The sequence below is a fragment of the Arthrobacter sp. NicSoilB8 genome, from assembly GCF_019977355.1.
Taxonomy (GTDB): domain Bacteria; phylum Actinomycetota; class Actinomycetes; order Actinomycetales; family Micrococcaceae; genus Arthrobacter.
In genome coordinates this window covers 2,771,328-2,798,204 of sequence record NZ_AP024655.1, presented here as the reverse complement: position 1 = coordinate 2,798,204, position 26,877 = coordinate 2,771,328, and the positions used below count along the sequence as shown (strand labels likewise).

Sequence of the window (26,877 nt, the reverse complement as noted above, 5' to 3'; positions counted from 1 at the left end):
GTCCACGGCCCCGTCGTTCCCGGACCTTTTCAGATGAGGCAACGTACCCGGCTCCACGGACCTTTTCCATGAGTCAACGCGGCACCTGTTCACCTCGGTGCGGCACGCGTAGTCTGAGAAGAGGAGATACCCCCGGAGAGTCCGACCGGCCGTCGTTCTTCACAGCAAGGCTGCGTACGAACTAGAGCGCGCAACCGTAAGACAGGGCTCCTGCAGAGGCGACCCAAAGGAAGAGGACGCCGTCACTTCACAACCAGGGGCTGCACCCACCGCGGAACAGCTCCAAGACCTGCTGTTGGAGAGCCCGGGCTTCACCGATTTCCTCCTCAGCCTTTCCACCTTGGCCGCCGCCGCTTTTGGCGGTCCGCACCCCCTGATGTGCGCCATCACTGTTGAACGCGACGGGAGCCCGGCCACCGTCGCCAGCAGCGGGCCCGAAGCGCAGCGGCTGGATGAAATCCAGTACAGCCTTCACGACGGTCCATGCCTGACCGCGCTGCGGACCACGCAGACGATCCTGGTGACTGATGTGGGAACGGATCCGCGCTGGGAAGTCTACGCCCGCGACATGTCCGAGGAGAATGTCCGGTCGGTACTGGCCGTGCCGATCCCCACCGATACCGGATCCGCGGCGGCCCTGAACTGCTACTCGTCCGAATCCGGAGTGTTTGAACCCGGCACTGTCGAGCGGGTGCAGGAATACGCGGCGTCCATCTCCACCATTCTTCGCCTTGCCCTCAGGGTCCATCCGGCTCCGCCGTATCCGGAACACCTGCGTTCGGCCCTGCAATCGCGTGCAGTGATCGACGCCGCCGTCGCACTGGTGATGGCCCAGAACCGGTGCAGCCATGACCAGGCACTGGCCCTGATCAGCCGTGCCGCCACAGTCCAGGGCACCCGGATGCATGACATTGCCGCCGACATCATCGCCGGTGCCGGACCGGCGGCCGGTACGACTGATCGACGCGGTACGGACCCAACGGGCAGCTAGGCCGCCACTATCGTCCGGACGCGTGGTCCTGCGGCCGCAGGACAACTGACCGGCCCTGAACCGGTGCTGATTCAGGGCACTAAGACCTGCCCCGTCCTGCCGCCCGCTATGTAATATGATTTGGGGGCGTGCGGCCGGAAGGGGTTGGGGTGAAGCTCGGGGAGCAGCGGTTGGGCGGCAGGGCCGCCGACGAACTCCAGGACCTTGTGCTGGCAAGCTCGGACCTGGAGGAGTTCCTGGGCGGACTGGCCCTGCAGGCAGCCATCTGGCTCGCCCGGGCAGACCGGCACGTGATTTGCGCCGTTGCCGTAACGAGGCCCAGGAAACCCGCCACGATCGGCGCCGGCAGCCCGGATGTCCTGGAACTGGAGCAGCTGCAGAGCCAGGGTGGAGAGGGCCCCGGCATCACCGCGATGGCCGAGAAACGCACGGTATACGTCAGGGATCTGACGCGCGAGACCCGGTGGCCGGAATTCTGTCAAACGGCCGCCAGCGGGGGCCATTTCGCCGTCCTAGACATCCCCATCGAACTGGACGGCGAACTCGACGGTGAAGGCGACGGCGAACGTCGGGCCGTCCTCAGCGCCTACGCGAGACGCCGTTCCGGATTCACGGCCGGCGATATCGTCACCGCGGAAAACGTGGCCCGGCAGGTCTCCCGGCCATTGCGTCTGGCCTTGCGGATCGGCCGTCTCCAGGGCGCCCGCGACGATCTCGCGTCCGCCATGCAGTCACGGACGGTCATCGACATGGCAATCGGCGTGGTCATGGCACAGAACCGGTGCGGCCCGGACGAGGCGTTCACGTTGCTCCGCAAAGCCTCCAATGCCCGCAACACCAAACTGCGCGATGTTGCGACGTCGATCGTCGCCTCGATCGCCGGCATAACCGATATTCAGTCACGCTTCGAACTGTAGGCCCTGCAGGCCTTTTGGGGTCGGACGGCCGGCGCCGTCAGGGGCGGGCCGCGAGGATCTGCTCGCGCAGGATGTCCGCGTGGCCGCAGTGCTGGGCGAGTTCCCTGAGCATGTGCAGGTAGACCCACCGCAGGGGCAGCGGGCCGCGCCGGTTACCCTTGACGAGGTCGTCAAGATCGAGGGAAGCGGCCCGCCGCCGTGATTCCTCGCAGGCCCGTCGGTAGGCGGCCTGCAGGTCCGCGATAGTATCGGCCGCTTCGAGGATGAACGACTCATCGGGGGTTGCCGGGATTCCGATCTGCTGCCGGCTCCTGCACGTGATGGCCTCGTCGAACCAGACCTTCTCCACGAAGGTTGCGTGCTTGACCAGACCCAGGAGTGTGGTCCGGGACGGTACCAGCGATGCCCGGGCCTCCTGCTCGCTTAGCCCGTCCAGGCAGTCGTGCAGTGCCGCCCGGTGCTCATCGAGGAACGCATCGAACTGGGTGCGCAGGTCCGCGGTGAGAGTTGCAGGATCCAGGCTGGGGAATGGGCTCATGGCCCCACATCCTATTGGGGGGGAGGTCCGGTGCGGAAACCCGGACCGGACCTCCACGGGGCCAATGGCAAGAACCGGGACGGGGTCAGTGCCCCCGCGCGATCCATTCCTCGAGGTGCGGGGCTTCCTCGCCGATCGTCGTCGGATCCCCGTGGCCGGTGCGTACCACCGTGTCCGCGGGGAGCGGCAGGACCCGGTTCCGGATGGAGTCGATGATGGTCGGGAAATCGCTGAAGGACCGGCCGGTCGCTCCCGGGCCGCCCTGGAACAGCGTGTCGCCGCTAAACACCGTGTTTTCAACCCCGGCGCCGTCCACCCCAGCGCCTTGGCGCTCAAGGACGAAGCAGACGGATCCCGGTGAGTGGCCGGGGGTGTGGAGTGCCACGAGCCTGGCCCCGGCGACGTCGAACGTGTCGCCGTCGGCAATCGCGTGGTCCGGCTCGGTGCCGGGGAAGACCCGCTCCCAAAGCATCCAGTCGTCCCGGTTCAGGTACACAGGCGCGTTCACGAGCGTCCGGACCTCGCCGACGGCGCGGATGTGGTCATCATGGCCGTGCGTGAGCAGGATCGCCGTGACCGTCCGGCCCGCGACGGCGGCGGCTACAGCAGCGGGATCGTGCGCGGGGTCGATGATCACGCATTCGGCGTCATCCCCGATGATCCACACGTTGTTCTCAACGTCCCAGGTCCCGCCGTCGAGCGAAAACGTCCCGGAGGTGACCAGACGGTCGATCCGGGTGCTCACAGCTCCACCACCGAGCGCAGCACCGAGCCGGCGTGCATCTTGCCGAAGGCCTCTTCGATCTGGTCGATCGTGATGCGCTCCGTCACGAAGGCGTCCAGGTCCAGCTTGCCCTGCCGGTAGAGGCTGATCAATGCGGGGAAGTCGCGCGAGGGCAGGCAGTCGCCATACCAGGAGGACTTGAGCGAGCCGCCGCGGCCGAACACGTCCAGCAGCGGCAGTTCCAGGGTCATTTCGGGGCTCGGCACGCCCACCAGGACAACGGTGCCGGCAAGGTCGCGGGCGTAGAAGGCCTGTTTGTACGTTTCCGGACGGCCGACGGCGTCGATCACCACGTCGGCGCCGAAACCGCCCGTCAGTTCGCGGATCGCCTCGACCGGGTCGACGGCGGAGGAGTCCACCGTGTGGGTGGCGCCGAGATCCTTGGCACGCTGGAGCTTCTTGGCGTCGATGTCGACGGCGATCACGGTGGTGGCGCCGGCGAGCGCCGCACCGGCGACGGCCGCCACGCCCACTCCGCCGCAGCCGATCACGGCGACCGAATCGCCGCGCTGGACGTTTCCGGTATTGATCGCGGCGCCGATGCCTGCCATGACGCCGCAGCCGAGCAGGCCGACGGCGGCGGGGTCGGCCTCGGGGTCGACCTTGGTGCACTGGCCGGCGGCCACGAGGGTCTTTTCGGCGAAGGCGCCGATGCCAAGCGCGGCGGTCAGTTCCGTGCCGTCCTCCAGCGTCATCTTCTGGGTGGCGTTGTGGGTGTTGAAACAGTACTGGGGCTCACCGCGCCGGCAGGCACGGCACTCGCCGCAGACGGCTCGCCAGTTCAGGACCACGCGGTCACCGGGGGCAATTTCGGTGACGCCAGGCCCCACGGCGCTGACCACACCGGTGGCCTCGTGGCCGAGCAGGAACGGGAAATCATCGTTGATGGCGCCCTGCTTGTAGTGCAGATCGGTGTGGCAGACGCCGCAGGTGAGGACGTCGACGAGGGCCTCGCCGGGGCCCGGGTCCGGCACCAGAATCGTCTCGAGAGTGACGTCGGCATTCTTGGAACGGACTACTGCGGCTTTGACTTTGTGGACCATGGAAAAGCTCCTCTGCTCTGATCACGGGGTACCCGCACAACGTACTGGCACAACGGGCGGCGGCGCGGCCCTTGGGAGGCCGCGCCGTCGTGGTTCTGCGCCGTTCGGGGACAGGTCGTCTGGGGATAAAGGGAAGGGCTAGGCGGCGAGCCTGCTCTTGACCTCTGCTGCGGAGGGGTTCGTGGCGGCGGTGCCGTCCGGGAACAGCACGGTGGGGACGGTGCGGTTGCCGCCATTGAGCTGCTCGACGAGATCGGCGGTGCCTTCGACTTCCTCGATGTTGATCTCCGTGTACCCGATGCCCTGCGCGTCCAGCTGCTTCTTCAGCCGGGTGCAGTAGCCGCACCACGTGGTTGAAAACATGGTGATGGTGCCGATTTCGGGGGTGAAGTCCACGAAGTTCTCCTCAAGCTGGTGGTTGGGGCCGGCATGCAGGGCCGGGAGCCCACGGAAGTCGTACGTCACTTTCAATAACCGTACCGCGCGGCCCGCTATTCCCGCACGTACGTTGCGGAGCCGGGGACGGATGACACGTAAATGGGTGCGGTGGCATGCTGGGGACATGTGTGGACGCTACGTGATGGCCCGGGCCGTCGGAGACCTGCTGGCCGAGTTCGACGCCCAACTCGAAGAAGAGATCGTGATCCCGCCGTCGTGGAACGTCGCCCCGACGGCGGACGTGCCCATCTTGCTCGAACGGCTGGTTGACGGAGACCCGGTGCGGCAGCTGCACATTGCACGCTGGGGGCTGGTGCCGTCCTGGGCTAAGGACCCGGGCATAGGCTCGAAGATGATCAACGCCCGCAGTGAGAGCGTGCTGGAGAAGCCCGCCTTCCGGAAGGCGACCCGGTCCCGCCGCTGTGCCGTCCCCGCGGATGGCTATTACGAGTGGAAAGGCGAGGGCCGCGGCAAGCAGCCCTACTACGTGCATCCGAGCGACGGCGGCCCGATCGTGTTCGCCGGACTGTACGAATGGTGGAAAGACCCCTCAAAGGCCGACGGCGACCCGCACCGCTGGATGCTCTCGACGTCGATCCTCACCACCGACTCGCCGCCCGAAGGCTACGCCGGCGGGATGCTCGCGGAACTCACGGCCCTGCATGACCGGGTGCCGCTGCCGATGAACCGCGAGACCATGCAGGCGTGGCTGGACCCGCACGCCGAAGACGCTGCCGCATTGGTGGACCTGGTCCGCTCGGGGGCGCACGATGTGGCCGAGGGCTGGACGATCGACGCCGTCGGCACCGCCGTCGGGAACGTCAAGAACGACTCGCCGGAACTCATCCAGCCGGTGGGAAGCCTGTTCTAGCGGCGCGGCCGGGGCTGGGGGCGTTGGTCCCCAGGCTCAGTGCGTCGCTAATCCACTGCGGTGGTTGTTTACTGCGGTGGTTGTTTACTGTGGTGGTTATCCGAAATACGTCGATCGTGACTCCTCTGGTGCCTATGCCGCAATCAACGCAATTCATGTGGGGAGCGCAAGTGCAGTCCTACTTGCAAAGGTTCTAGGAGGCTCGCACGCTAAGAAGGTTCCCCAGGACAATTCGAGGCGAGCCGATGAGTACGTCAGGCCGGCTTCTGGGCTGGCTGCTTGGTCTTCCGCCGGTTCGGTCGCCGTCCCTGCGGGGACAACGTGATTCGGCGATCCCGGAACGGGACGGGGTGGCGCTGATGGCGGACCGGTATTTTCCCGCGGCCGATCCCAAGGCGCCGGTGGGGTTGATCCGTACACCGTACGGGAGGCGGTCAGCCAACATCCTCGTGTCGCGGCTCATCGCCGAACGCGGCTATCAGGTTCTTATCCAGAGCCTGCGCGGCACCGGCGGATCCGGCGGAACATTCAATGGATTCGCAATGAACCACGACGACGGCCCGGCGACCATCAAATGGATGCGGGGGCAGGACTGGTTTCCCGGTGTGTTTGCCACGTGGGGCGCCAGCTACCTCGGGTACGCCCAATGGGACCTCGCTTCCCAGTCGATACCCGAATGGAAGGTAGCCATCATTGACGGCAGGCCCTCCCAAGAGGCTTGGACAGTAGGCGAGACCCGAGTGATCCCAACCCGTGCGCGTCCCGAAACGCGCCGCGAATCGCTGTTCGGCCTTCTGGCTTTCTCCCCGGCACTGCAAGGCCTCACCTGGGGTACGGTGACACGCCTGGTCGAATCCGATTCGACGTCAGGCCGTCACCGTCCACGGTGCAGGAGTGGTTCGCCCACCACTATTGAGTGGGACCGGCAGCCGGGTCATGGCTGGAACCTGTAGCCGATGCCTGCCTCGGTGAGGAGGTGGCGGGGGTTGCCGGGTTCGGGTTCGAGTTTGCGGCGAAGCTGTGCCATGTAGACGCGCAGGTAGTTGGCTTCCTTGGTGTAGGCGGGACCCCAGATTTCGGTGAGGAGTTGCTGCTGGGTGATGAGTTTTTCGGGATTGCGGACCAGGAGTTCCAGGATGCCCCATTCGGTGGGTGTGAGGCGCACGTCCTGACCGTTGCGGGTGACGCGTCTCATGGCCAGGTCGACGGTGAAGGAGGCTGTGGTCACGATGGGGGCTTCGTCGGCCTGGATGCTCCGGCGTTGAACGGCCCGAAGCCGGGCCAGGAGTTCGTCCAGTCCGAAGGGTTTGGTGACGTAGTCGTCGGCTCCGGCGTCAAGTGCTTTGACCTTGTCATCGGAGCCGTGCCGGGCGGAGAGAACCAGGATAGGGACGCGGCTCCATTGCCGGAGCCGGGTGATGACCGTGGTGCCGTCGATGTCGGGCAGGCCCAGGTCCAGGACGATGACGCCGAAGGGGTGCCGGGCCGCTGACCGGAGGGCGGATTCGCCGTCGGGGGCCGTCGTGACGTTGTATCCGTGAGCGTGCAGGGTGATGTTGAGGGCTTTGAGGATATGGGGGTCGTCGTCGACCACGAGCACATCGTTCACAGCGTGCCTTCCTTGCTGGACAGGGGCCGGGTGTGGTGCCGGCGCAGGAGGGCTGACTGCGCCTGAATCGGGGCCTGGGCAGCATTTTGGTCGTAGGCGGTGCCGGAGGAGAGCGGCAGCCGGATCACCATGGTCAGTCCGCCCGCTGGTGTCGCTTCCGCGGTGAGGGTTCCTCCCATGGCCTCGGTGAAGCCTTTGGCGACGGCCAGGCCGAGCCCGACGCCGGTGGCCTGCGGGACGTCGTCGAGGCGCTGGAAGGGCTGGAACATCCGGAGGACGCTCTCTGCGGGGACGCCCTGGCCGTGGTCGATGATGCGCAGTTCTCCCGCGGGGTGGCCGTGCAGAGTTGCGTGGCTGAGGCCGCCGGCTGCTCCGACGAGGACGATGTCGGAGTCGGGGGCGTATTTGACGGCGTTTTCGACGATGTTCGCGATGACGCGTTCGAGCATTCCGGCGTCGGCGTCGACTTCTGGCATGTTTCCCGGCAGCTCCACCCGTACCCTGCCGGCGGGGGTTCCGTGGAGGGCAGCCGGGATCACTTCGTACCAGCGCACCGGTTTGATGAGCGGGTTGACGGATTCGGAGGTGATCCGGGACATGTCCAGCAGGTTGCCGACCAGCGCGTCCAGCCGGTCGGAGCATTCGTCGATGGTGGCGAGCAGTTCCTGTTGTTCCTCGGGGGTGTAGTGGACGTCAGGCTGTCTGAGGCCCCCGACGGCCAGTTTGATGCCAGCCAGGGGTGTGCGGAGGTCGTGGGAGACCGCGCGGAGGATGGAGGTGCGCATGGTGTTGCTTTCGGCTAGCCGCACGACTTCGCTGCGGCTGGCCGCCAGTTGTTGGCGTTCCAGTTGTGCGGCCAGGTGCACGCCAAAGGCTCCGAGCAGCCGTCTGTCACTGGCCGGCAGCGTCCGGCCGGAGAGCACGAGCCGGGTCGTGGGGTCGATCTGTTCGATGTTTTCTGCCCCCTCCGGCGCGGCGGGGGCTACGTCGCCGGCCCGCGCAACGAGCCGCCAGCCGCTGCTCCCATTGGTTCCGGTCCCGGTGTGTCCGGTGGAGGTATAGAGGGCGGCGCCGCTGACCTGGAATACGTCCAGGGCCTGTTCCAGGAGTCCTTTCAAGTTGTCCTCGGCGCCGGCGGCCCCGCGGGTAAGGTCGCCCAACGTGGTAGCTTCCGCGCGGGCCCGGGCGGCCTCTTTGGACCGGCGGGCGGAGAGGTCAACGACGACGGCGACGGCGCCGGAGACACCGACGAAGACCAGAAGGGCGAGGAGATTCTGCGGGTCGCTGATGGTCAGAGTGCCCACCGGAGGGGTGGAGAAGAAATTGACCAGCAGGCTGCTCCAAAGGGCGGCGAGGATGGCGGGCCAGAGGCCGCCGACGAGGGCGACGGCAACGGACCCGGCGAGCTGGATAAGCGCCGCGGTGGCGACGTTTTGATCCGGGTTCAGTAATAGGAGCATCTGCAGCAGTACGGGGACCACCCCTGCCAGGATGAAGCCTGCCGCGACCCGGATACGGCCAAGGTCCCGTTGTTGCCGCGGGCCGGCGCCGCGGCCGCCCAGGGGGTGGGAGACCATATGGACGTCGATGTCTCCCGAATCCCGGACCACCCTGGTCCCGACTCCGCCGCCGAGCAGGCTTTCCAGCAGGCCCGCGAGCTTTTTGTGCCGGGAGATGCCGACGACGATCTGGGTGGCGTTGACGCTGCGGGCGAAATCCAAGAGGGCGTCGGCCGGATCCTCGCCGGTCACCACGTGGTAGCTGCCGCCCAGGTCCAGGATCAGGCGGCGCTGGGCCTCCAGCGCCTGTGGCGACTCCTCGGCGATACCGTCGGCGGCTCGGACGTGGACCGCCAGGAGGTCCCCGCCGTTGACCCGGTTGAGGATCCTGGCGCCGCGGCGGATGAGGACTTCGCCCTCCGGGCCGCCGGTCAGCCCGATAACGATGCGTTCCCGGGCCGGCCAGCTGGCTTCGATGCCCTGTTCGGCCCGGTACCTGGCCAGGCCTTCGTCCACCCGGTCTGCCAGCCACAGCAGCGCAAGTTCGCGCAGGGCGGCGAGATTTCCGAGACGGAAGTAGTTCGCCAGGGCGGCGTCGATCTTGTCCGCGGCGTAGATCTTCCCGTCGCCCAGGCGCTGGCGGAGCAGCTCCGGGGAAATGTCGACCAGATCGATCTGGTCGGCGCGGCGCACGACGTCGTCCGGCACCGTCTCGGCCTGCCGGACGTCGGTGATGGCGCTGACGACGTCGCCGAGGGACGCCAGATGCTGGATATTCACCGTGGACAGGACATTGATGCCGGCATTGAGGAGTTCATCGACGTCCTCCCAGCGTTTGGTGTGGCGGCTGCCGGGGATGTTGGAGTGGGCGTATTCGTCCACGACCGCGGTTCCCGGTGCCCGGGCCAGCACGGCGTCGAGGTCCATTTCCTCGAACTCGGTGCCCCGGTAGGGCAGGCGTCGGGGCGGGATGATCTCAAGGCCCGCCATGAGGGCCCTTGTGTCGGCCCGTCCGTGGTCCAGGGCGAACGCGACGACGACGTCCTCGCCGCGCTTGCCGAGCCGGTGCGCCTCTTCGAGCATCTCGTAGGTTTTGCCGACCCCGGGTGCGGCCCCCAGGAAGATCCGCAGCGTTCCACGTGCCATGGGGGCTATCCTCCCGCTTGGACTTTCACTTGGACGGGGCCGCGGCGGCCAGGTCAACGTTAAGGGCCGTCACGTTGACGGACGGCTGGCCCAGGAAGGCCGTCAGGCCGCTGTTGGTGTGCTTGTCGACCAGGGACATCACGGTGTCGGCGCTCAGATGCTGGGCCGCGGCGACGCGGGGAACCTGCAGCCGCGCATACGCCGGGGAGATGTCCGGGTCCAGTCCCGAACCGCTGGCCGTGACCGCCTCGGCGGGCACCTGTTCCTCGCTGATACCTTCGGCGGCGGCGACGGCGGACCGGTTCGCGGTGACGGCCTCGAGCAGTTTCGGATCGTTGGGGCCCAGGTTGGACGGCGAGGACGACGCCGGGTCCCACTTCACGGCCGAGGGCCGGGCGTGAAACCAGCGCGGGTCCTGGGCGCCGGAATCGTCGGCCGCGGCCTGGGCAATCAGGGCCGAGGCCGCCGGGGCGCCGGTGCCGTCTTTGATGATGGAACCGTTGGCCTGGTACGGGGCGATCAGCTGTCCGACGCCGAAGACGGCCAAGGGGTAGGCCGCGCCGAGGACCAGGGTGGCGAAGAACAGGAACCGGACGGCGGTGCCTGCCTGCCGGAGGTAGCCAGTGAGAGTGTTCATGGGGATGTTCCTAGCCGATTCCGGGGATGAGGGAGATCATGAGGTCGATGATTTTGATGCCGATGAAGGGGGCGATGAGGCCGCCGAGCCCGTAGATCAGCAGGTTCCGCCCCAGTGCCTGGTTGGCGGAGACGGCACGGTACTTGACCCCGCGAAGAGCGAGCGGCACCAGGGCGATGATGATCAGGGCGTTGAAGATCACCGCGGACAGGATGGCCGAGGACGGCGTGGCCAGGCCCATGATGTTCAGCAGTCCCAGCCCCGGGAAGGCAGCGGTGAAGAGGGCGGGAACGATTGCGAAGTACTTGGCGACATCGTTGGCGACGGAGAAGGTGGTCAGGGCGCCGCGGGTGATGAGCAGCTGTTTGCCGATGCCGACGATGTTGATGAGTTTGGTGGGGTCGGAGTCGAGGTCCACCATGTTGGCGGCGTCCTTGGCGGCGGGGGTGCCGGAGTTCATGGCGACGCCGACGTCTGCCGCGGCCAGAGCGGGGGCGTCGTTGGTGCCGTCCCCGGTCATGGCCACCAGCCGCCCTGCGGCCTGCTCCTTCTTGATGACCGCGAGCTTGTCCTCCGGGGTTGCCTCGGCCAGGAAGTCATCGACTCCGGCCTCGGCGGCGATTGCCTTGGCGGTGATGGGGTTGTCGCCGGTGATCATGACGGTCCGGATGCCCATTTGCCGCAGTTCGGCGAAGCGGGCGTTCATGCCGGGTTTGACGACGTCGGCGAGGTGGATGGTTCCCAGGATGTCCGCCCGGCCCTCCTTGTCGATCTGGGCGACCAAGAGGGGTGTGCCGCCCTGGGCAGAGATTTCCTGGACCCGGTGGTCAACCTCGGCCGGGGTGTGGCCGCCGTATTCGGCGACGAATGCCGTCACCGTGGAGGCGGCGCCTTTGCGGATCTGCAGCCCGTCCATGTCCAGTCCGCTCATGCGGGTGGTGGCGCTGAAGGGGACCACGGCGAAATCGCCGGAGGAGCGTTCAAGGGTGGCCAGATCGGATCCGGTCACGCCCTTGTCCGAGGCGAGGTCCACGATAGAGCGTCCCTCGGGGGTTTCGTCGGCCAGGCTGCAGACCCGGGCCGCTTCGATCAGCCGGATCCTGTCCACATGGTTGGCGGGGAAGAAATTGACGGCGCGGCGGTTGCCGTAGGTGATGGTTCCGGTCTTGTCCAGCAGCAGTGTGGTGATGTCTCCGGCGGTTTCCACGGCACGGCCTGAGGTGGCCAGCACGTTGTGCTGGACCAGCCGGTCCATGCCGGCGATGCCGATCGCCGGGACCAGCGCCCCGATGGTGGTGGGGATCAGGCAGACCAGCAGGGCGACCAGCACGATCGGGGACGGGGTGGCGCCGGCCAATGCGGCGAACGGTGCCAGCGACATGGTGACAGCCAGGAACACGATGGTGAGGGAGACCAGCAGGACGTGGAGGGCGATTTCGTTCGGGGTCTTCTGCCGCACGGCGCCCTCGACCAGCTTGATCATCCGGTCGATGAACGTCTGGCCCGGCTCGGCGGTGATACGGACAACAATCCGGTCCGAGAGCACCCTCGTGCCGCCGGTGACGGACGACCGGTCACCACCGGATTCGCGGATCACCGGGGCTGATTCGCCGGTGATGGTCGATTCGTCGACGCTGGCCAGGCCCTCGATGATTTCGCCGTCCGAGGGGATCACGTCCCCGGCCTCGCAGATCACGACGTCGTTGAGCCGCAGCTCCGTGCCGGGAATGTCCTTCGTGGTGCCGTCTGGCTGCCGGAGCCGGGCCGTCACGCCTTTGCGGCTGGCGCGGAGGCTGTCGGCCTGGGCCTTGCCCCGGCCCTCAGCGATGGACTCCGAGAGCGTGCCGAAGAGAACGGTGAGCCACAGCCAGACGGTGACGGCGATGCCGAACACCGAGGGCCGGTACAGGGAGATCGCGGTGCACAGGGCGGCACCGACCAGCACTGTGAACATGACCGGGGAATGGATCATCTGCCGCGGGGAGAGTTTCCGGACCGCGAGCGGCAGGGCGGCCGCGACGGACGAAAGCGTCAGTTTTGCCGGGGCCTTGGTGTGGTGTTTGTGCTCGCCGGGGGTGCCGAGGGGGTTGCCGTCGGCGTAGGTGGCGGCGGCGAAGTCCGTCTGGGACGGGGTCATTTCAGGAGTCCTTCTGCGAGGGGGCCCAGGGCAAGGGCCGGGAAGTAGCTGAGGGCGGTCAGGATCACTGTCACGCCGAGCAGCAGGCCGCCGAACAGGAGGCCGTGGGTGGGGACGGTGCCGGCGGAGGCGGGAACCTTGCCCTGACGGGCGAGGGACCCGGCGAGGGCGAGGACCAGGACAATCGGGAGGAAGCGGCCTAGCAGCATCGCCAGGCCCATCATGACCGACAGGTAGGGGCCCGAGGTGGTGATGCCGCCGAACGCGGAGCCGTTGTTGTTGGCCCCGGAGGTGAAGGCGTAGAGCACTTCGCTGAACTGGTGCGGACCCGTGGCGGGGGCGTTGGCCACGGCGTCCGGCAGCAGGACGGTGATGCCGGCCAGCGCCAGCACCAGGGTCGGGGTGACCAGGATGTACATGGCCGCCAGCTTCATTTCCGTCGGGCCGATCTTCTTGCCCAGATACTCCGGGGTGCGACCGACCATGAGACCGGCGATGAAGACGGAAATGATGGACAGGATCAGCAGCCCGTAGAGCCCGGACCCGGTTCCGCCGGGGGCGACTTCGCCGAGCATCATGTTCACCATGGCCACCCCGCCGGCCAGCGGCGGCAGCGAGTCGTGGGCGACGTTGACGGCGCCGGTGGAGGTCAGCGTGGTCGAGGTGGCGAAGATCGCGCTCGGCACAGGGCCGAAGCGCTGTTCGAAGCCTTCGCCCAGGCCGCCGGCGGCGGCCGTCGCGGTGCCCTGGCCGGTGGAGACGGCCCATCCCATCAGCGAAATCGAAGCCAACCACAGGGTGCCCATCACGGCGACCACCGTGTAGCCCTGTTTCTGGTCACCCACCATCCGGCCGAAGGCGTAGGGCAGGGCCGAGGGGATGAGCAGGAGCAGGAACACCTCGAAGAAGCTGATGAGGGCGTTGGGGTTCTCGAACGGGTGGGCGGAGTTGGCGTTGAAGTAGCCGCCGCCGTTGGTCCCGAGCTCCTTGATGGCTTCCTGAGACGCCACCGGGCCGCCCGGAATGCTCTGGGTGATCCCGGCCGCGTGGTTGGTGACGTCGGTGGGCCAGAAGTTCTGAACGACGCCGCCTAGGACCATGACCAGGGCCGCGACGAACGCGATTGGCAGCAGGACCCGGAAGGTCGTCCGGGTCAGGTCCACCCAGAAGTTGCCCAGGCGCTGCGTCCTGGTGCGGGCGATGCCGCGGATGAGGGCGACGACGACGACGATGCCGACGGCGGCGGAGAGGAAGTTCTGCACCGCCAGCAGGGTCATCTGCACGAAGATGCCAATTGTGGTCTCCGGTGCGTAGGTCTGCCAGTTCGTGTTGGTTACAAAGGAAATGGCGGTGTTCATGGCAATCCACGGGTCGACACCGGGCAGGGATCCGCTGCCGGGCAGGACGCCCTGCAGCCGTTGCAGGCCGAAGACGGCCAGGATCGAGACGGCCGAGAACGCCAGGACGCTGCGCAGGTAGACGGACCAGGTCTGGTCGGTGGTGGCGTCGATCCCGGCGAGCCGGTAGAAGAGGCGCTCGGGCCGGCTGGACGTGGTGCCCTCGAATACGCGGGCCAGGTAGATGCCGAAGGGCTTGTGCAGGGCGGCCAGGACAATGAGGAGCGCGGCCACCTGGACAGCGAAGGATGCAGGGTTGAAGGTCATGATCCGGTCACCATTTTTCCGGGCGGATCAGGACGGCCAGCAGGTAGCCGAAGAGGCACAGCCCGGCGATGAGCAGGACGAGCCACATGATCGCGTCGGCGCTCATTGGCCGGCCTCCGGCCGGTCATCGGCACCGCCGACCATTCCGGCCAGGACGTGGCCGATCCACATGACGAACCCCATGGCTACCATGAGGATTCCGATAACAGCCAGGTCGGCCATTGCAGGTTCCTTTCATCCGCGCCCCGTTTGCGGGGCTACTGAAAGTCAACTCCTCTCCAGAGGCAAAAAGCCGGTTCCTGATGGTTTCTTAACGCCCGGCGGACGGATCTTGACGCCGTCTTAACGTGCGCGGAAATTCCGGACCGTCCCGCATCCATGCTCCGCGTGTACGGCAGCGCACCCAGCGCCCGGCTTGTCGAAAAATCCGCAGCCGAACACGCTGCCGGCAATAGGGGGCGAGGGTGAAGGAGGGCCGGCCCGCCGGCAGCCGGTTCAGGGCAGAGGACCCTGCGCGCATCCCGGACCGCGTCCGGCCGCCGGCACTCAGCCGACGTGGACCCAGGGCCGTTTGGTCACGTCCGGTTCGGCTTCGCGGAGCACTTCGCGGGTGACGGGGGCGATTTCGCCCTCACCGAACGCGAGGAAGCGCAGCAGGTTGGTGACGGGGTTTCCCTCGGTCCAGCGGAAGTAGATGTGCGGCATCAGCCCGGTCACGTCCCGGATGTGCAGCAGCACAGAGGCGATCGTGTTGGGCACCACGGGTCCGTGAACTTCCAGGATGTGGTAGCCGTGCCGGACCACCCCGCGGACCTCCAGAGCCGTCTCAAAGTCGGAGGAATCGTCCACGATCACTTCCAGGAACAAGGCCTGGTAGTCCACCGGAAGGTGGCTGACCTCGATGGCGGAGGTCAGTTTGTCCCGGTAGGCCTCGGGGCTCAGGCGCAGGGGTTCGTGGGCGATGATCGCGATGGGGCCGTCCAGGTTGGAGGACATGAATTCCAGTGCCTGGCGGTCCATGTGGACGTGGGTGGCGTGGAGTTCGAAGGAGCGCCGGATGCGTGAGAGCAGGGAGATCACGATGATGCCCGCGATGAAGAACGAGGCGATCCGGATGCCTTCGGGGCGTTCGATGATGTTGGCGATCGTGGTGTAGATGAATACGACGGCGATGATCCCGAAGCCGATGGTGCGTTTGCGCTGTTTCCCGCGCCGGGCGGAGAGGGTTACGGCGACCGCGGCCGAGGTCATCAGGACCAGGACGCCGGTGGCGTAGGCGCCGCCCTGGGCGTCGACGTCGGCGTCGAAGAGCCAGGTGATCAGGAACCCCACGAGCGTGAACACCAGCACCAGCGGCCTGACCGCGCGGGCCCAGCCCGGAGCCATGCCGTAGCGGGGCAGGTATCGCGGCACGAGGTTCAGGAGCCCGGCCATCGCGGAGGCCCCGGCGAACCACAGGATGGCAATGGTGCTGATGTCATAGACCGTGCCGAAGCCGTTTCCCAGGTATTCGTGCGCGAGGTACGCCAGGGCGCGCCCGTTCGCCGGCCCGCCTGGCTGGAAGTCCTGCTCCGGGATCAGGACCACCGTGGTGAAGCTGGTCGTGATCAGGAAAGCGCTCATGATGACGGCGGCCGTGGTCAGCAGCCGGCGGGCCCCCTTGATCCGGCCTGCCGGCTTCTCTTCGGTGTCACCGGGGCGTCCCTGGATCTGCGGCATCACGGCGACGCCGGTTTCGAAGCCGGACAGGCCAAGGGCCAGCTTGGGGAAGACCAGCAGGGCGATCCCGACGACCATGAACGGGCTCCCGTGCTGGGTGGTCAGGGCAAGCCACCAGTCGCCCACGGCAACGGGGTGGGTAAACACTTCGAGGATGGTCGTGATCACGACCACCACGTTCAGGCCCAGGTAGATGCCGACCAGGGCGACGGCAACGCCAATGGCCTCCTTGAAACCGCGCAGGAAGACGGCACCCAACAGGGCAAGCAGGAACAGTGTGACCGGCACGTTCTGACCCTGCATCCAGCCCGGAACGAGGGGGTTCTGGATCGCGTGGGCTGTGGCGTCGGCCGCGGAGAGCGTCATGGTGATCATGAAGTCCGTCGCGGCGAACCCCAGCAGGACCAGCACAAGGAGTTTCCCGCCCCAGCGCGGCATCAGCCGCTCCAGCATGGCGATGGAGCCCTCGCCGCGGTGGCTCTCACCGGCAACCCGGCGGTAGACGGGCAGGGCGCCCAGCAGGGTGACAGCCACCAACACGATGGTCGCTAGCGGCGAGATCACGCCCGCGGCCAGGGCCGCGATGGCCGGCTGGTAGCCGAGGGTTGAGAAGTAGTCGACACCGGTCAGGCACATCACCTGCCACCACGCATGCTTCTTCAGGTGCGAGTCGCTCACCGCGCCCGGTCCCTGGTGGACCCCCTTAGCGTCCTGCAGGCCGAACAGCAGCCATCTCCTGAAGTTGTCCCCGGCTCCCGGCCGCACCGCCGAAGGATCCGCAGGCGGCCTGCTCATCGTGGTCATCTATGCCTCTCCGCGCGATGCCCGCCATCGTGTCCACTGCCGACGATAACACCGGCTCCGGGCGCCGATCCCGGACCGGCACCGATCTTGACGGATCCTTAACACCGGATCGACGCGGCCGCCATGACGGGTGTTTGGTGTGGGGTAACGGGTTCAGCGAGACGCGACCGGGGCCGGGATTTCAATGTAGAGATTGGATCCTGCACTTGCCCGCAGGTACCAGTGTCTGCGGCGCCGCAACGGCCGGTAGGTGTGTCCGAAGGGGTCTTTCACGCGGACACGCTGCTTCAGCAGGTCCTGGTGTGTGAGCAGGCGGTCGATCTCCTCCAGATTGCTTGGGTGTGATGCAACGCCGTTGATGTCAAGAAACCATGAACCCTCGGCCGTCTCTGGCCCGTGTTCCAAGGCGAGGGTTTCGAACAGGGCCGTCACCGCTTCGTCCCTGGTAACGGGGTAGAAGCGCCGGATCCGGTGTCCTTCAGGGTGTGCGTTTTGCGCGTCCGTCCAGGCGTGGCGGAGCCAATGGAATTCCACCGGTCCGATCGAGGGCCCAAGAATCAGGCGGCGGTTAGGATCCAGGGCCAGGCGGTAGGCGCTTCCGTTGCGGTCGATGATGCACGCAGCTTCCCCGACGTATTCAAAGGCCGCCAGCAGTTCCCCTTCGGACCGGTGGTAGGAAAAGTCCCCGCTGTCATCGACAGCGATGAAATCCCGGTTCGTGCCGCCTGTGACCGGAAGACTCGATGCGTCCGGTATCCGCCGGGATTTGGTGTTCATTCTGGTTTGCTCCTGCCGAGGATCTGACCGCGACCACAGTGGCCGCAGTGTCCTCGTGTCTTATGACACCACCGCCGAAACCTCAACGGAACGGGCCTTAACGCTTTCCATATGCCGGAATCCCGGATATTTGCGTGATCTTAACGCCGGCCTGTCCGGGCTCACTAACGGGGCGGAAGTCAGTAGGGGCTTGTTTCGGCGGAGACCCGGGACTGGAGAGATCAGAGAGTTGCGGCACGGCGTTCGGCGGTCAAGTTCATGCCGGAGCCGCATAATGTTCTGGTGCGCCATTGACAGTTCGGCCTGAAGAACATGCAGCCTGAGCATTGAAACCTGCTATGGAGGCCTCTGGTGCTGAGGCAGTGGACTTGAGCCAGGTCCGGACGTCGGTGTCTTTCCTGCTGGCTTTGTAGAGGGCATGGTGTGATCGACACACCCTGCGCGCGACCTCACCTTACGTGTTTACTGCCTTGTTCACAGTGTCACTTTGCCGCCGCCGTCGACCGCCCAGCCGGGGTTGAAGGCGACCTCCCAGCGGTAGCCGTCGGGATCGGCGAAGTAGCCGGTGTAACCGCCCCAGGGCTGGGTCTTCGGTGCCGCGACGATGAGGGCTCCGGCGGACTCGGCCTCGGCCATCACCCAGTCGACTTCCGCCGTGCTGGCAAGGTTGTGGCTCAGTGTGATGGACGCAATGCCGGCAGGGGGATCGGTGGCCGCTTCGGACTGCATCTGGCCCGCGTCCCAGAGCGAGAGGAGGAGGCCGTGGTTGACCTGGATGAAGAGCACCTCGCCGGGGACTTCCCGGTGGACGGGCCATCCGAGGCCATCAACGTAGAAGCGGCGTGAGGCGTCAACACTGCGGACACCCAGCGAAATTAAGTCGACTCGTGGCTGCATCTTTCGATACTGTCATGCACATGCCCACAAATCACGCAGACGACAAGACCGCCCAGGCCGACCGGGAACAGCTCGCTGCCGTGAGGGTGGCTGTTGACGAGGTGGACGAGCAGATCGTGACCCTGATCGGACGCCGCGAACGGCTGATCCGGATCGCCGGAACCCTCAAGGCGGACAGCGCTGAGGTCCGTGCACCCGGGCGCGTGGAGCGCGTCATCGAACACGTCCGCGCCACGGCGGAAAAGAAGGACATCGACGTCGAGCTCGTCGAAAAGACCTACCGGGCCATGATCGATGCCTTCATCACCCTCGAGCTGGAAGTGTACAAGTCCAGCACGTAGGAGTTGCTGGGGAGGGGCTTAGAGGGCCTCTTCGACTGGCACGTTGGCCTGGTACTCGCGGCCGTCGGCGTCGCTGAACGCCGTCATGAGGTGGCCCTTTGGCAGCCCCAGCACCGTGGTGAGGGGGAAATGGCCGGTAATGGTGTTGCCCGAATGCTCAACCCCCTTGAGATCGAAATTCTCCTCCGTGCCGTCATGGCTGAAGCAGTAGAAGGAAACGGCCTCGCCGTTCATGAACTCGATCCCCATTCTGCGCTGGTGGGAATAGTCAGGGGTTGCCGCCAGGAGCCCCACCACATAGGCGCCCTGGCCGGGAATGTTTCCGTCTATATCAAAAGTCGCCACCAAGATTGAATCCTTGGCGGCGATGCTTACGTGCTTCAGGAGTGCGTTGTGGGAGCTCATGGCTCAATCCTGCTACCTGCACCAGCGTCCGTCCACCCCTGAACTGGGTTTTGTCGCCTCCCCGACGTAGACTGTATTTATTCGAATATATGTTCGAATATGAACCTGCTTTTGGTTGAGCCCGGTTCTGGTTGGTCTTGGTTCTGGTTGGCAAGGATCAGCTAACTGAGATCCAGCAGGGGATCGCCGGCACGGACAGGGCCGGCGGCATGCGGACGGCGCGGGAGGCAATGTGGGGATGTTCAGCGAGTCCGTCGATGTTGCCTGCACGCCCTCCGGGCAGCCACTGCGCCTGGACTGGGCGGGCCGGCGCTACACGGTCTGTGCGGAACCCGTCCGCTGGTATGAACGCCGCCAGTGGTGGACGGAGGAAGCCCGGGCGCCGATAGGGAGCGGTCCGGGCCTGGTCGACCATGAGATCTGGCGGGTCCAGGTGCGCGCCGCCGGGGAAGACACCGCGGAATCCACCCTCACCCTGGACCTGAGCCGGCACATCGGCAGCGGCCGGTGGCGGCTCCTGCGGATCCACGACGCCCTGAAGCCCCTGCGGAAGCCCGAAACAGCATGAACTTCACCCACCTGCACGTCTCCACCGCCTTCAGCGCCCACTACGGCGTCTCGTGGCCGGAGGAACTGGCCGCGGCCGCGGCCGCCGACGGCGCCACCGCGCTGGCCTGCACGGACCGCGACGGCCTGTACGGAACCGTCAAGCACCTGAAGGCGTGCATGGCCGCCGGGCTGGACGCGATCGTCGGCGTGGACCTCGCGGTCTTTGACGACGACGGCGACCTCCGCACCCAGCTCGGGGGACGCGTCGTCGTGCTCGCGCACGGCCACAACAACGGCGCCGGCTACCGGGCGCTGTGCCGGCTGATCTCCGACGCCCACGCCCGCACTACGGGCAAAGCCGGGGGAGCGGTGCCGGTGGCCGTCACCCGGGCGGAGCTGGCCTCCCGCACGGTGGACCCGGAAACCCTCCAGCCGGTCCTGACGGTCCTGATCGGCCCGGACTCCGACGTCGGCCGCGCCATGAGCGGCCGGAGATACCTGCGCCCCCGCACCTTGTTCAAACGCTGGCTGGACGCCCTGCCCCCCGGGACGCTGGCAGCGGAAGTGGTATCCCAGCTGAGTCCGCCCGGGGAGCCGCTGAGCACCGCCCACGCGGTGCGCATGCTCAAACTCGCCGCGGAACACGGGGTGCCCGCCGTGCTGAGCAACGCCGTGCGGTATGTCGCCGAGGACGGCGCGGCCACCGCCGATGTGCTGGACTCGGCGCGGACGCTCAAATCCCTCCCCGAGCTCTCCGCCGCCCCGCTGCTGCAGCCCAACGGGCAGGGCTGGCTCAAATCAGCGGCCCGGATGCTGCAGCTGGGCCAGGAGATCATCCACGCCGCCGGCTACGGCACGACGGACCTCAACCGGCTCCTCGCCCAGACCGAGGCGCTCGCGGACCGCTGCCGCATGGATCCCGTAGCCGACATGGGGTGGAAGCAGCCAGTGGTTCCGGAAGCGTCCGTGATCGGGATCGCCGGCGACGCGCTCGCCGAGCTGACCCTGCGCTGTGAGGCCGGCATCGGCCGCCGCTTCCCGGGCATCTCCGGGCAACAGGAACGGCAGATGCGGGACCGCCTGAAGCACGAGCTCCGGATCATCGACTCGCTGGGCTTCGCCTCCTATTTCCTGACCGTCGCCGAGGTCTCCCGTATGATCCTGGCCCTGGGCGTCCGGGCCGCCGCCCGCGGTTCGGGCGCCTCCAGCCTGGTCAACTACCTGATCGACATCAGCCAGGTGAACCCGCTCCAGCACGACCTCATCTTCGAACGCTTCCTCTCCCGTGACCGCGCCACCCTGCCCGACATCGACATAGACGTTGAAAGCGCCGAACGGCACAACGTCTACCGGAAGATCTTTGAGCGCTTCGGCGCCGAACGGGTCACGCTGATGAGCATGCAGAACGGCTACCGCGCTCGCGGTGCCGTGCGTGACGCCGGCCTGGCCCTGGGCATGGACGAAAGCGAGGTCGGGGAAATCGCCAAGCAGCTGTGGAGGTTCTCGGCCTGCCATTTCCGCGAAGCCCTCATGGAGAAGCCCGAGCTGAAGGAATTCGCTAACCGGGTGGAGCAGCGCGGCTTCACCGAAAACCAGCAACTGGACCTGCTGGTGGACCTCACGGAACGGCTGGACCGGCTGCCCCGCCACATCTCCATGCACCCGTGCGGCGTCATCCTCGGCGATGCCACGCTGCTGGACCGCACCCCCGTTCAGCCCAGCGGCCTGGGGCTGCCCATGAGCCAGTTCGACAAACACGACATGGATCCGATGGGCATGCTCAAACTCGATGTCCTGGGCGTCCGGATGCAGAGCGCCATGGCCTTCGCGGTCCGCGAAGTCATCCGGCTCCACCCCTCCAAGGCCGAGGTGGTGGCCGCCGGCGCGCATCCGGCGGGTCCGGACGGGACGGGACCGGCTTACATTGCCGAGGACGGGCACATCGACCTCAACGCGGTCCCGCTCGACGACGAACCAACCTTTGAACTGATCCGCAGCACCCACACCCTGGGCTGTTTCCAGATCGAATCCCCGGGCCAGCGCGAACTGATCGGCAAGATGGCGCCCCGGGAATTCAACGACCTCATCATTGACATCTCGCTGTTCCGCCCGGGCCCGATGAAATCCGACATGGTCCGGCCCTTCCTGGAACACCGGCACGGATTCGCCCCCGAGATCTACCCGCACCCTGACCTCAAGCCGGTCCTCAAGGAGACCCACGGGGTCACGGTCTTCCACGAACAAATCCTCAAGACCTTCGATGTCATGACCCGGTGCGGGCTGGCGCGCGCCGACGAATTCCGCCGGGCGCTGGGCAACGAGGTGCTGGAGGGCAAAGTGGAGGAGTTCTTCCGGAAAGAAGCGCGGGCCCGGAACTACAGTCCCGAGGTGGTGGACAAGGTCTGGGGCACGCTGAAGGCCTTTGGCAGCTTCGGGTTCTGCAAGGCCCACGGTGCCGCCTTTGCCGTGCCCACTTACCAGTCGGCCTGGCTCAAGGCGCACCACCCGGAGGCCTTCCTGGCAGGGCTCTGGGAACACGACCCCGGCATGTACCCCAAACGCCTGCTCGTGGCCGAGGCCCGCCGGCTCGGCATCCCCATCCTTCCCCTCGACATCAACCGCAGCCGGGCCGAGTACCGGGTGGAGCCGGTGGAATCAGGCCCGGACCAGGGAAAGCTGGGAATCCGGCTGAGCCTGAACGGCATCTTCGGACTCTCCGGCGCCGAGCTGAAACGGATTGTGGCCGGCCAGCCCTACGATTCCCTGGCGGACCTGCGCGCCAGGTCGCGGCTGAGCAGGCCGAGCATCCAGCGGCTGGCCCAGCTCGGCGCCTTCGATTCACTGCACCGGGCCTCCGGGGGAGCGGCCAACCGGGCAGACCTGGTCCAACACCTGCAAAAGCTCCAGGCCCGGCCCCAACGGAAGGGGGTGGAGGTCATCGAGGGCCAGCTGGCGCTGCCCCTGGGTGACGTGGAACTGAGGAACCTGGAAGCGGTGCTGCCCGCCCCCAGCATGGTGGACAACGTCCGGGCTGAACTGGACCTGATGGCCGTGGACGTCAGCGAGCACCTCATGACCAGCCACCGTCCGTTGCTGGACCGGCTCGGCGTCACCACCGCGGACAGGCTCCTGGGGCTGCGCAACGGCACGGAAGTGCTTGTGGCCGGGGTGCGGGTTGCCACCCAGACCCCGCCCATGCGCGGCGGCCGGCGGGTGGTGTTCATCAGTATCGACGACGGCACGGGCTGCGTGGATTCGGTCTTCTTCCACGAGGCGCAGGAGCAGGCCGGGTCACTATTGTTCGGCACACGCCTGCTGCTGATCCGCGGGACCACCCGCAGGACCGGACCGCGGGGGATCAGCATCAGCGCCAGCATGGCCTGGGACCTCAGCCGCCCGGAGACCCTGCCGTTCCCGGAACCGGGCCCCGGCGCCGCGGGCCGGCACGAGCCCTCCCCGCCCGGCCCCCTGGCCGCCTTCCTGCCCGGCCCTCTGGACGGGATCGGCAGGAACCTCGCCATCACCGGGCTGGGCGGCTGATCGCCCTTCGGCGCCCTTCAGCGCCCTTCCCCGCGGCCGGCGCGTGGTTTGCGGCTGCGGCCGTGGCGCGTTGGTTGGCCCCTCCTAAACCGATAGCATGGACGAGGCTGGCTGTGGTCCCCGTACGCCACAAGCTACGAAGCCTTAACTTTGAATAGGAGACACCCGTGTCAGATGCCCAGCAGATCACCCTTCTCGTCGACGGCGAAGAGAACAAGGTGACTACCGGGACCACCGGCGCGGAACTCTTCTTTGAGCGCCGCGATGTTGTTGTGGCCCGCGTCAACGGCGAGTTGAAGGACCTGGACCAGCCCCTTCCCGAGGACGCCGCGGTCGAGGCTGTCACCATTGATTCCCCCGACGGGCTCAACGTCCTGCGCCACTCCACGGCCCACGTCATGGCCCAGGCCGTGCAGCAGCTGCGCCCCGACGCGAAGCTCGGCATCGGCCCCTACATCACGGACGGTTTCTACTTCGACTTCGACGTCGCGGAACCGTTTACCCCGGAAGACCTCCGCCAGCTGGAAAAGATGATGCAGAAGATCATCAACCAGAACCAGAAGTTCGTGCGCCGCGTCGTCACCGAGGACCAGGCCCGCGAGGCGATGAAGGACGAGCCCTACAAGCTCGAACTGCTGGGCAAGAAGAACGAGGCCGCCGACGCCGGCGAGGGCGTCAACGTCGAGGTGGGCGCCGGCGACATCACGATCTACGACAACGTGGACCGCAAGAGCGGGGACAGCATCTGGTGCGACCTGTGCCGCGGCCCGCACCTGCCGAACACCAAACTGATCTCCAACGCCTTCGCCCTGACCCGGTCCTCGGCCGCTTACTGGCTGGGCAACCAGAACAACCAGCAGCTGCAGCGCATCTACGGCACCGCCTGGCCCACCAAAGATGCGCTCAAGGCCTACCAGGAGCGCATCGCCGAAGCCGAGCGCCGCGACCACCGCAAGCTCGGCGCGGAGCTGGACCTGTTCTCCTTCCCGGACGAGCTCGGTTCCGGCCTGCCGGTGTTCCACCCCAAGGGCGGCATCATCCGCAAGGCCATGGAGGACTACTCCAGGCAGCGCCACGTGGATGCCGGCTACGAGTTCGTCTACACCCCGCACATCACCAAGGGCCACCTGTACGAGGTCTCCGGCCACCTGGACTGGTACCGCGAGGGCATGTTCCCGGCGATGCACATCGACGCGGAACTGAACGAGGACGGCACGGTCCGTAAGCCCGGCCAGGACTACTACCTCAAGCCGATGAACTGCCCCATGCACAACCTGATTTTCCGCTCCCGCGGACGCTCCTACCGTGAACTCCCGCTCCGGCTCTTCGAATTCGGCTCGGTCTACCGCTACGAGAAGTCCGGCGTGGTGCACGGCCTCACGCGCGTCCGGGGCATGACCCAGGACGACGCCCACATCTACTGCACCCGCGAGCAGATGAAGGACGAGCTCACCACCACGCTGAACTTTGTCCTCGGCCTGCTCAAGGACTACGGCCTGGACGACTTCTACCTCGAGCTCTCCACCAAGAACCCGGACAAGTTCGTCGGCGACGACGCCACCTGGGAGGAAGCCACCCGCACCTTGGCCGAAGTGGCCGAAGCCTCCGGGCTTGAGCTCATCCCGGATCCGGGCGGAGCCGCGTTCTACGGCCCCAAGATTTCGGTCCAGGCCAAGGACGCGCTCGGCCGCACCTGGCAGATGTCCACCATCCAGCTGGACTTCAACCTGCCCGAACGCTTCGAGCTCGAGTTCCAGGCCGCCGACGGCACCCGCCAGCGGCCCGTGATGATCCACCGTGCCCTGTTCGGCTCGGTGGAGCGCTTCATGGGCGTGCTGACCGAACACTACGCCGGTGCCTTCCCCGCCTGGCTGGCACCCGTCCAGGTGGTGGGCATCCCGGTGGCGGAGGCCTTCAACGACTACATGTTCGACGTCGTGGGCCAGCTCAAGGCGGCCGGCATCCGAGCCGAGGTGGACATCTCCTCGGACCGGTTCCCGAAGAAGATCCGCACTGCCAGCAAAGACAAAATCCCGTTCGTGCTGATCGCCGGCGGTGACGACGCCGAGGCCGGAGCGGTGTCCTTCCGTTTCCGCGACGGCAGCCAGGACAACGGCGTGCCCGTCGCCGAGGCCGTCCAGCGGATCGTCGACGCTGTCCGGAACCGGACCAGCTAGGCCTACGGAAGGGCAGCGCGTGCAGGAATCCACAGGGGCCGGGCCGGAGTATCCGGGCGACCACGCCGTGACGGACGACTTCGGCCTGGCCGGGGTCCCGGACGCTTTCCAGCGCCTGTGGACCCCGCACCGGATGGCGTACATCAAGGGGGGCCAGCACCAGTTCAAGAACCCTGACGACTGCCCGTTCTGTGTCGCGCCCGAGCGCGAGGACGAGGACTCCCTGATCGTGTACCGGGGACGGACCAGCTACGTGGTGCTGAACCTCTTCCCGTACAACCCGGGCCACCTGCTGATTTGTCCCTACCGGCACATCCCCGACTACACCGATCTCACGGTCGAGGAGACGGCCGAATTCGCCGAACTGACCCAGACGGCGATGCGGGTGCTGCGCAAGGTCGCCAACCCCACGGGCTTTAATCTGGGCATGAACCAGGGCGTCACCGGCGGGGCTGGAATCGCCGGCCACCTGCACCAGCATGTGGTTCCGCGCTGGGGCGGGGACGGGAATTTCTTCCCCATCATTGCCCAGACCAAGGCGATCACACAGACCCTCGGCGAGGTGCGCCAGCAGGTGTCCGACGCCTGGCCGCAGGAAACGCCCGCGGCGCACGAGTCGGCCGGGGAGCAGGATGCTTAACAGGCACGCGCGCGGGTTCTTCACCGCCCTGTTTTCTCCGGTGGCCCGCTGGCTGCTGAAGATCGGCGTCTCCCCGGACGCCGTGACGGTGGTGGGCACGCTCGGTGTGGTGGTCGGCGCGCTCGTGTTCTACCCGCTCGGGCAGCTCTTCTGGGGAACCCTGTTCATCACGGCCTTCATCTTCTCCGACGTCATCGACGGCATCATGGCCCGGATGCAGCACCGCGGCGGACGATGGGGCAACTTCCTGGACTCCACCCTGGACCGCGTGGCCGACGGCGCCCTGTTCGCCGGCGTCGCCGTCTGGTTCTTCACGGGCGGCGCCAATGCGCCGATCGCCATCGCCGCCGTCGTCTGCCTCGTGCTGGGCATGGTGGTCTCCTACGCGCGGGCGAAGGCCGAAGCCCTGGGCTTTCATGCCAACGTCGGCATCGCCGAGCGCGCCGAACGGCTTGTGTCGGTGCTGGTGGTCACGGGACTCACCGGACTGGGACTGCCCGCCGTGGTGCTGTTCGTGACCCTGTGCCTGCTCGCAACGGCGAGCCTCGTGACAGTGATCCAGCGCATCGTGACCGTCCACCGTCAGTCGCTGGCGGAACCGGAAGGCACCGCCTCCGAACGGGCCGCCTGACGGCTCTGCCCGCCGCCCCGGCGGACCCGCCGAATCCCCGGCACGGGGCGCCTTTGCGCTCCTGTAACCAGAATTCTGCCGCGCCGCGGCCGGGGGCTAGTATTAGCTTTACCGGCCAATGGA

General features: G+C 66.8%; 24 protein-coding genes. 10 read left to right on the top strand and 14 right to left on the bottom strand.

Annotated elements, in window-relative coordinates:
- Positions 1-295 precede the first annotated feature (295 nt).
- Both LDO15_RS12590 and LDO15_RS12585 read left to right on the top strand, forming a co-directional pair.
- A complete protein-coding gene (locus LDO15_RS12590) occupies positions 296-991 on the top strand; it encodes a GAF and ANTAR domain-containing protein (protein ID WP_223979216.1) in 696 nt (231 codons plus the stop codon).
- Between the two features lie 149 nt (positions 992-1,140).
- Positions 1,141-1,908, top strand: a complete 768-nt coding sequence (locus LDO15_RS12585) for a GAF and ANTAR domain-containing protein (RefSeq protein WP_223979215.1) — start codon at positions 1,141-1,143, stop codon at positions 1,906-1,908.
- Positions 1,909-1,945: 37 nt separating this feature from the next.
- On the opposite strand, the gene LDO15_RS12580 is transcribed toward LDO15_RS12585, so the two are convergent.
- The 4 genes from LDO15_RS12580 to LDO15_RS12565 form a co-directional block, all read right to left on the bottom strand.
- The gene (locus LDO15_RS12580) at positions 1,946-2,446 is read right to left on the bottom strand and encodes a DinB family protein (protein ID WP_223979214.1); all 501 of its coding nucleotides are present in this window, start codon (positions 2,444-2,446) and stop codon (positions 1,946-1,948) included.
- Between the two features lie 85 nt (positions 2,447-2,531).
- A complete protein-coding gene (locus tag LDO15_RS12575; protein WP_223979213.1) occupies positions 2,532-3,191 on the bottom strand; it encodes an MBL fold metallo-hydrolase in 660 nt (219 codons plus the stop codon).
- Entirely contained in the window at positions 3,188-4,273 is a 1,086-nt protein-coding gene (locus LDO15_RS12570) for an S-(hydroxymethyl)mycothiol dehydrogenase (protein WP_223979212.1), read from the bottom strand. Before LDO15_RS12570 ends, LDO15_RS12575 begins: the two co-directional genes overlap by 4 nt.
- Before the next feature lie 138 nt (positions 4,274-4,411).
- On the bottom strand, positions 4,412-4,669 hold the full coding sequence (locus LDO15_RS12565; RefSeq protein WP_223987332.1) for a mycoredoxin: 258 nt from the start codon (positions 4,667-4,669) through the stop codon (positions 4,412-4,414).
- 184 nt (positions 4,670-4,853) lie between these two features.
- On the opposite strand from LDO15_RS12565, the gene LDO15_RS12560 reads away from it, so the two are divergent.
- Together LDO15_RS12560 and LDO15_RS12555 are read left to right on the top strand one after the other, a co-directional pair.
- On the top strand, positions 4,854-5,582 hold the full coding sequence (locus LDO15_RS12560; RefSeq protein WP_263428395.1) for an SOS response-associated peptidase: 729 nt from the start codon (positions 4,854-4,856) through the stop codon (positions 5,580-5,582).
- Positions 5,583-5,827: 245 nt separating this feature from the next.
- Positions 5,828-6,535, top strand: coding sequence for a CocE/NonD family hydrolase (locus tag LDO15_RS12555; protein ID WP_223979210.1), 708 nt, complete (start codon positions 5,828-5,830; stop codon positions 6,533-6,535).
- Here the strand turns inward: LDO15_RS12555 and LDO15_RS12550 are convergent.
- The 9 genes from LDO15_RS12550 to LDO15_RS12510 all read right to left on the bottom strand — a co-directional run bounded on the left by LDO15_RS12550 (position 6,517) and on the right by LDO15_RS12510 (position 18,471).
- Entirely contained in the window at positions 6,517-7,191 is a 675-nt protein-coding gene (locus LDO15_RS12550; protein ID WP_223979209.1) for a response regulator, read from the bottom strand. The genes LDO15_RS12555 and LDO15_RS12550 overlap by 19 nt on opposite strands.
- Positions 7,188-9,836, bottom strand: coding sequence for a DUF4118 domain-containing protein (locus LDO15_RS12545; protein WP_223979208.1), 2,649 nt, complete (start codon positions 9,834-9,836; stop codon positions 7,188-7,190). The genes LDO15_RS12550 and LDO15_RS12545 overlap by 4 nt, the downstream gene beginning before the upstream one ends.
- Before the next feature lie 25 nt (positions 9,837-9,861).
- Positions 9,862-10,473: a potassium-transporting ATPase subunit KdpC gene (gene kdpC / locus LDO15_RS12540; RefSeq protein ID WP_223979207.1), complete on the bottom strand. Its 612-nt coding sequence runs from the start codon at positions 10,471-10,473 to the stop codon at positions 9,862-9,864.
- Between the two features lie 10 nt (positions 10,474-10,483).
- The gene (gene kdpB / locus LDO15_RS12535) at positions 10,484-12,610 is read right to left on the bottom strand and encodes a potassium-transporting ATPase subunit KdpB (protein ID WP_223979206.1); all 2,127 of its coding nucleotides are present in this window, start codon (positions 12,608-12,610) and stop codon (positions 10,484-10,486) included.
- Positions 12,607-14,274: a potassium-transporting ATPase subunit KdpA gene (gene kdpA, locus LDO15_RS12530; RefSeq protein WP_223979205.1), complete on the bottom strand. Its 1,668-nt coding sequence runs from the start codon at positions 14,272-14,274 to the stop codon at positions 12,607-12,609. Before kdpA ends, kdpB begins: the two co-directional genes overlap by 4 nt.
- 7 nt (positions 14,275-14,281) lie before the next feature.
- Entirely contained in the window at positions 14,282-14,380 is a 99-nt protein-coding gene (locus LDO15_RS12525; RefSeq protein WP_223979204.1) for a potassium-transporting ATPase subunit F, read from the bottom strand.
- A 440-nt stretch (positions 14,381-14,820) separates the two neighbouring features.
- Complete coding sequence (locus tag LDO15_RS12520) at positions 14,821-16,797, bottom strand: amino acid transporter (protein ID WP_223979202.1); 1,977 nt, start codon at positions 16,795-16,797, stop codon at positions 14,821-14,823.
- A gap of 153 nt (positions 16,798-16,950) precedes the next feature.
- A complete protein-coding gene (locus LDO15_RS12515) occupies positions 16,951-17,574 on the bottom strand; it encodes a hypothetical protein (protein ID WP_223979200.1) in 624 nt (207 codons plus the stop codon).
- A 474-nt stretch (positions 17,575-18,048) separates the two neighbouring features.
- A complete protein-coding gene (locus tag LDO15_RS12510; RefSeq protein ID WP_223979198.1) occupies positions 18,049-18,471 on the bottom strand; it encodes a VOC family protein in 423 nt (140 codons plus the stop codon).
- Between the two features lie 14 nt (positions 18,472-18,485).
- Here LDO15_RS12510 and LDO15_RS12505 point away from each other — a divergent pair, with 14 nt between their 5' ends.
- The gene (locus tag LDO15_RS12505; protein ID WP_223987328.1) at positions 18,486-18,812 is read left to right on the top strand and encodes a chorismate mutase; all 327 of its coding nucleotides are present in this window, start codon (positions 18,486-18,488) and stop codon (positions 18,810-18,812) included.
- Positions 18,813-18,830: 18 nt separating this feature from the next.
- On the opposite strand, the gene LDO15_RS12500 is transcribed toward LDO15_RS12505, so the two are convergent.
- Entirely contained in the window at positions 18,831-19,217 is a 387-nt protein-coding gene (locus LDO15_RS12500; protein ID WP_223979196.1) for a hypothetical protein, read from the bottom strand.
- Between the two features lie 232 nt (positions 19,218-19,449).
- Between LDO15_RS12500 and LDO15_RS12495 the strand changes: the two genes are divergently transcribed.
- The 5 genes from LDO15_RS12495 to pgsA all read left to right on the top strand — a co-directional run bounded on the left by LDO15_RS12495 (position 19,450) and on the right by pgsA (position 26,754).
- Positions 19,450-19,785: a DUF6504 family protein gene (locus LDO15_RS12495; protein ID WP_223979194.1), complete on the top strand. Its 336-nt coding sequence runs from the start codon at positions 19,450-19,452 to the stop codon at positions 19,783-19,785.
- A complete protein-coding gene (dnaE, locus tag LDO15_RS12490) occupies positions 19,782-23,306 on the top strand; it encodes a DNA polymerase III subunit alpha (protein WP_223979192.1) in 3,525 nt (1,174 codons plus the stop codon). The genes LDO15_RS12495 and dnaE overlap by 4 nt, the downstream gene beginning before the upstream one ends.
- Positions 23,307-23,473: 167 nt before the next feature.
- A complete protein-coding gene (gene thrS, locus LDO15_RS12485; RefSeq protein ID WP_223979190.1) occupies positions 23,474-25,483 on the top strand; it encodes a threonine--tRNA ligase in 2,010 nt (669 codons plus the stop codon).
- A gap of 19 nt (positions 25,484-25,502) precedes the next feature.
- A complete protein-coding gene (locus LDO15_RS12480; protein WP_223979188.1) occupies positions 25,503-26,123 on the top strand; it encodes an HIT domain-containing protein in 621 nt (206 codons plus the stop codon).
- Positions 26,116-26,754 (top strand): phosphatidylinositol phosphate synthase, encoded by a 639-nt coding sequence (pgsA, locus tag LDO15_RS12475; RefSeq protein ID WP_223979186.1) that lies wholly within the window; start codon positions 26,116-26,118, stop codon positions 26,752-26,754. Before LDO15_RS12480 ends, pgsA begins: the two co-directional genes overlap by 8 nt.
- Positions 26,755-26,877: the final 123 nt, after the last annotated feature.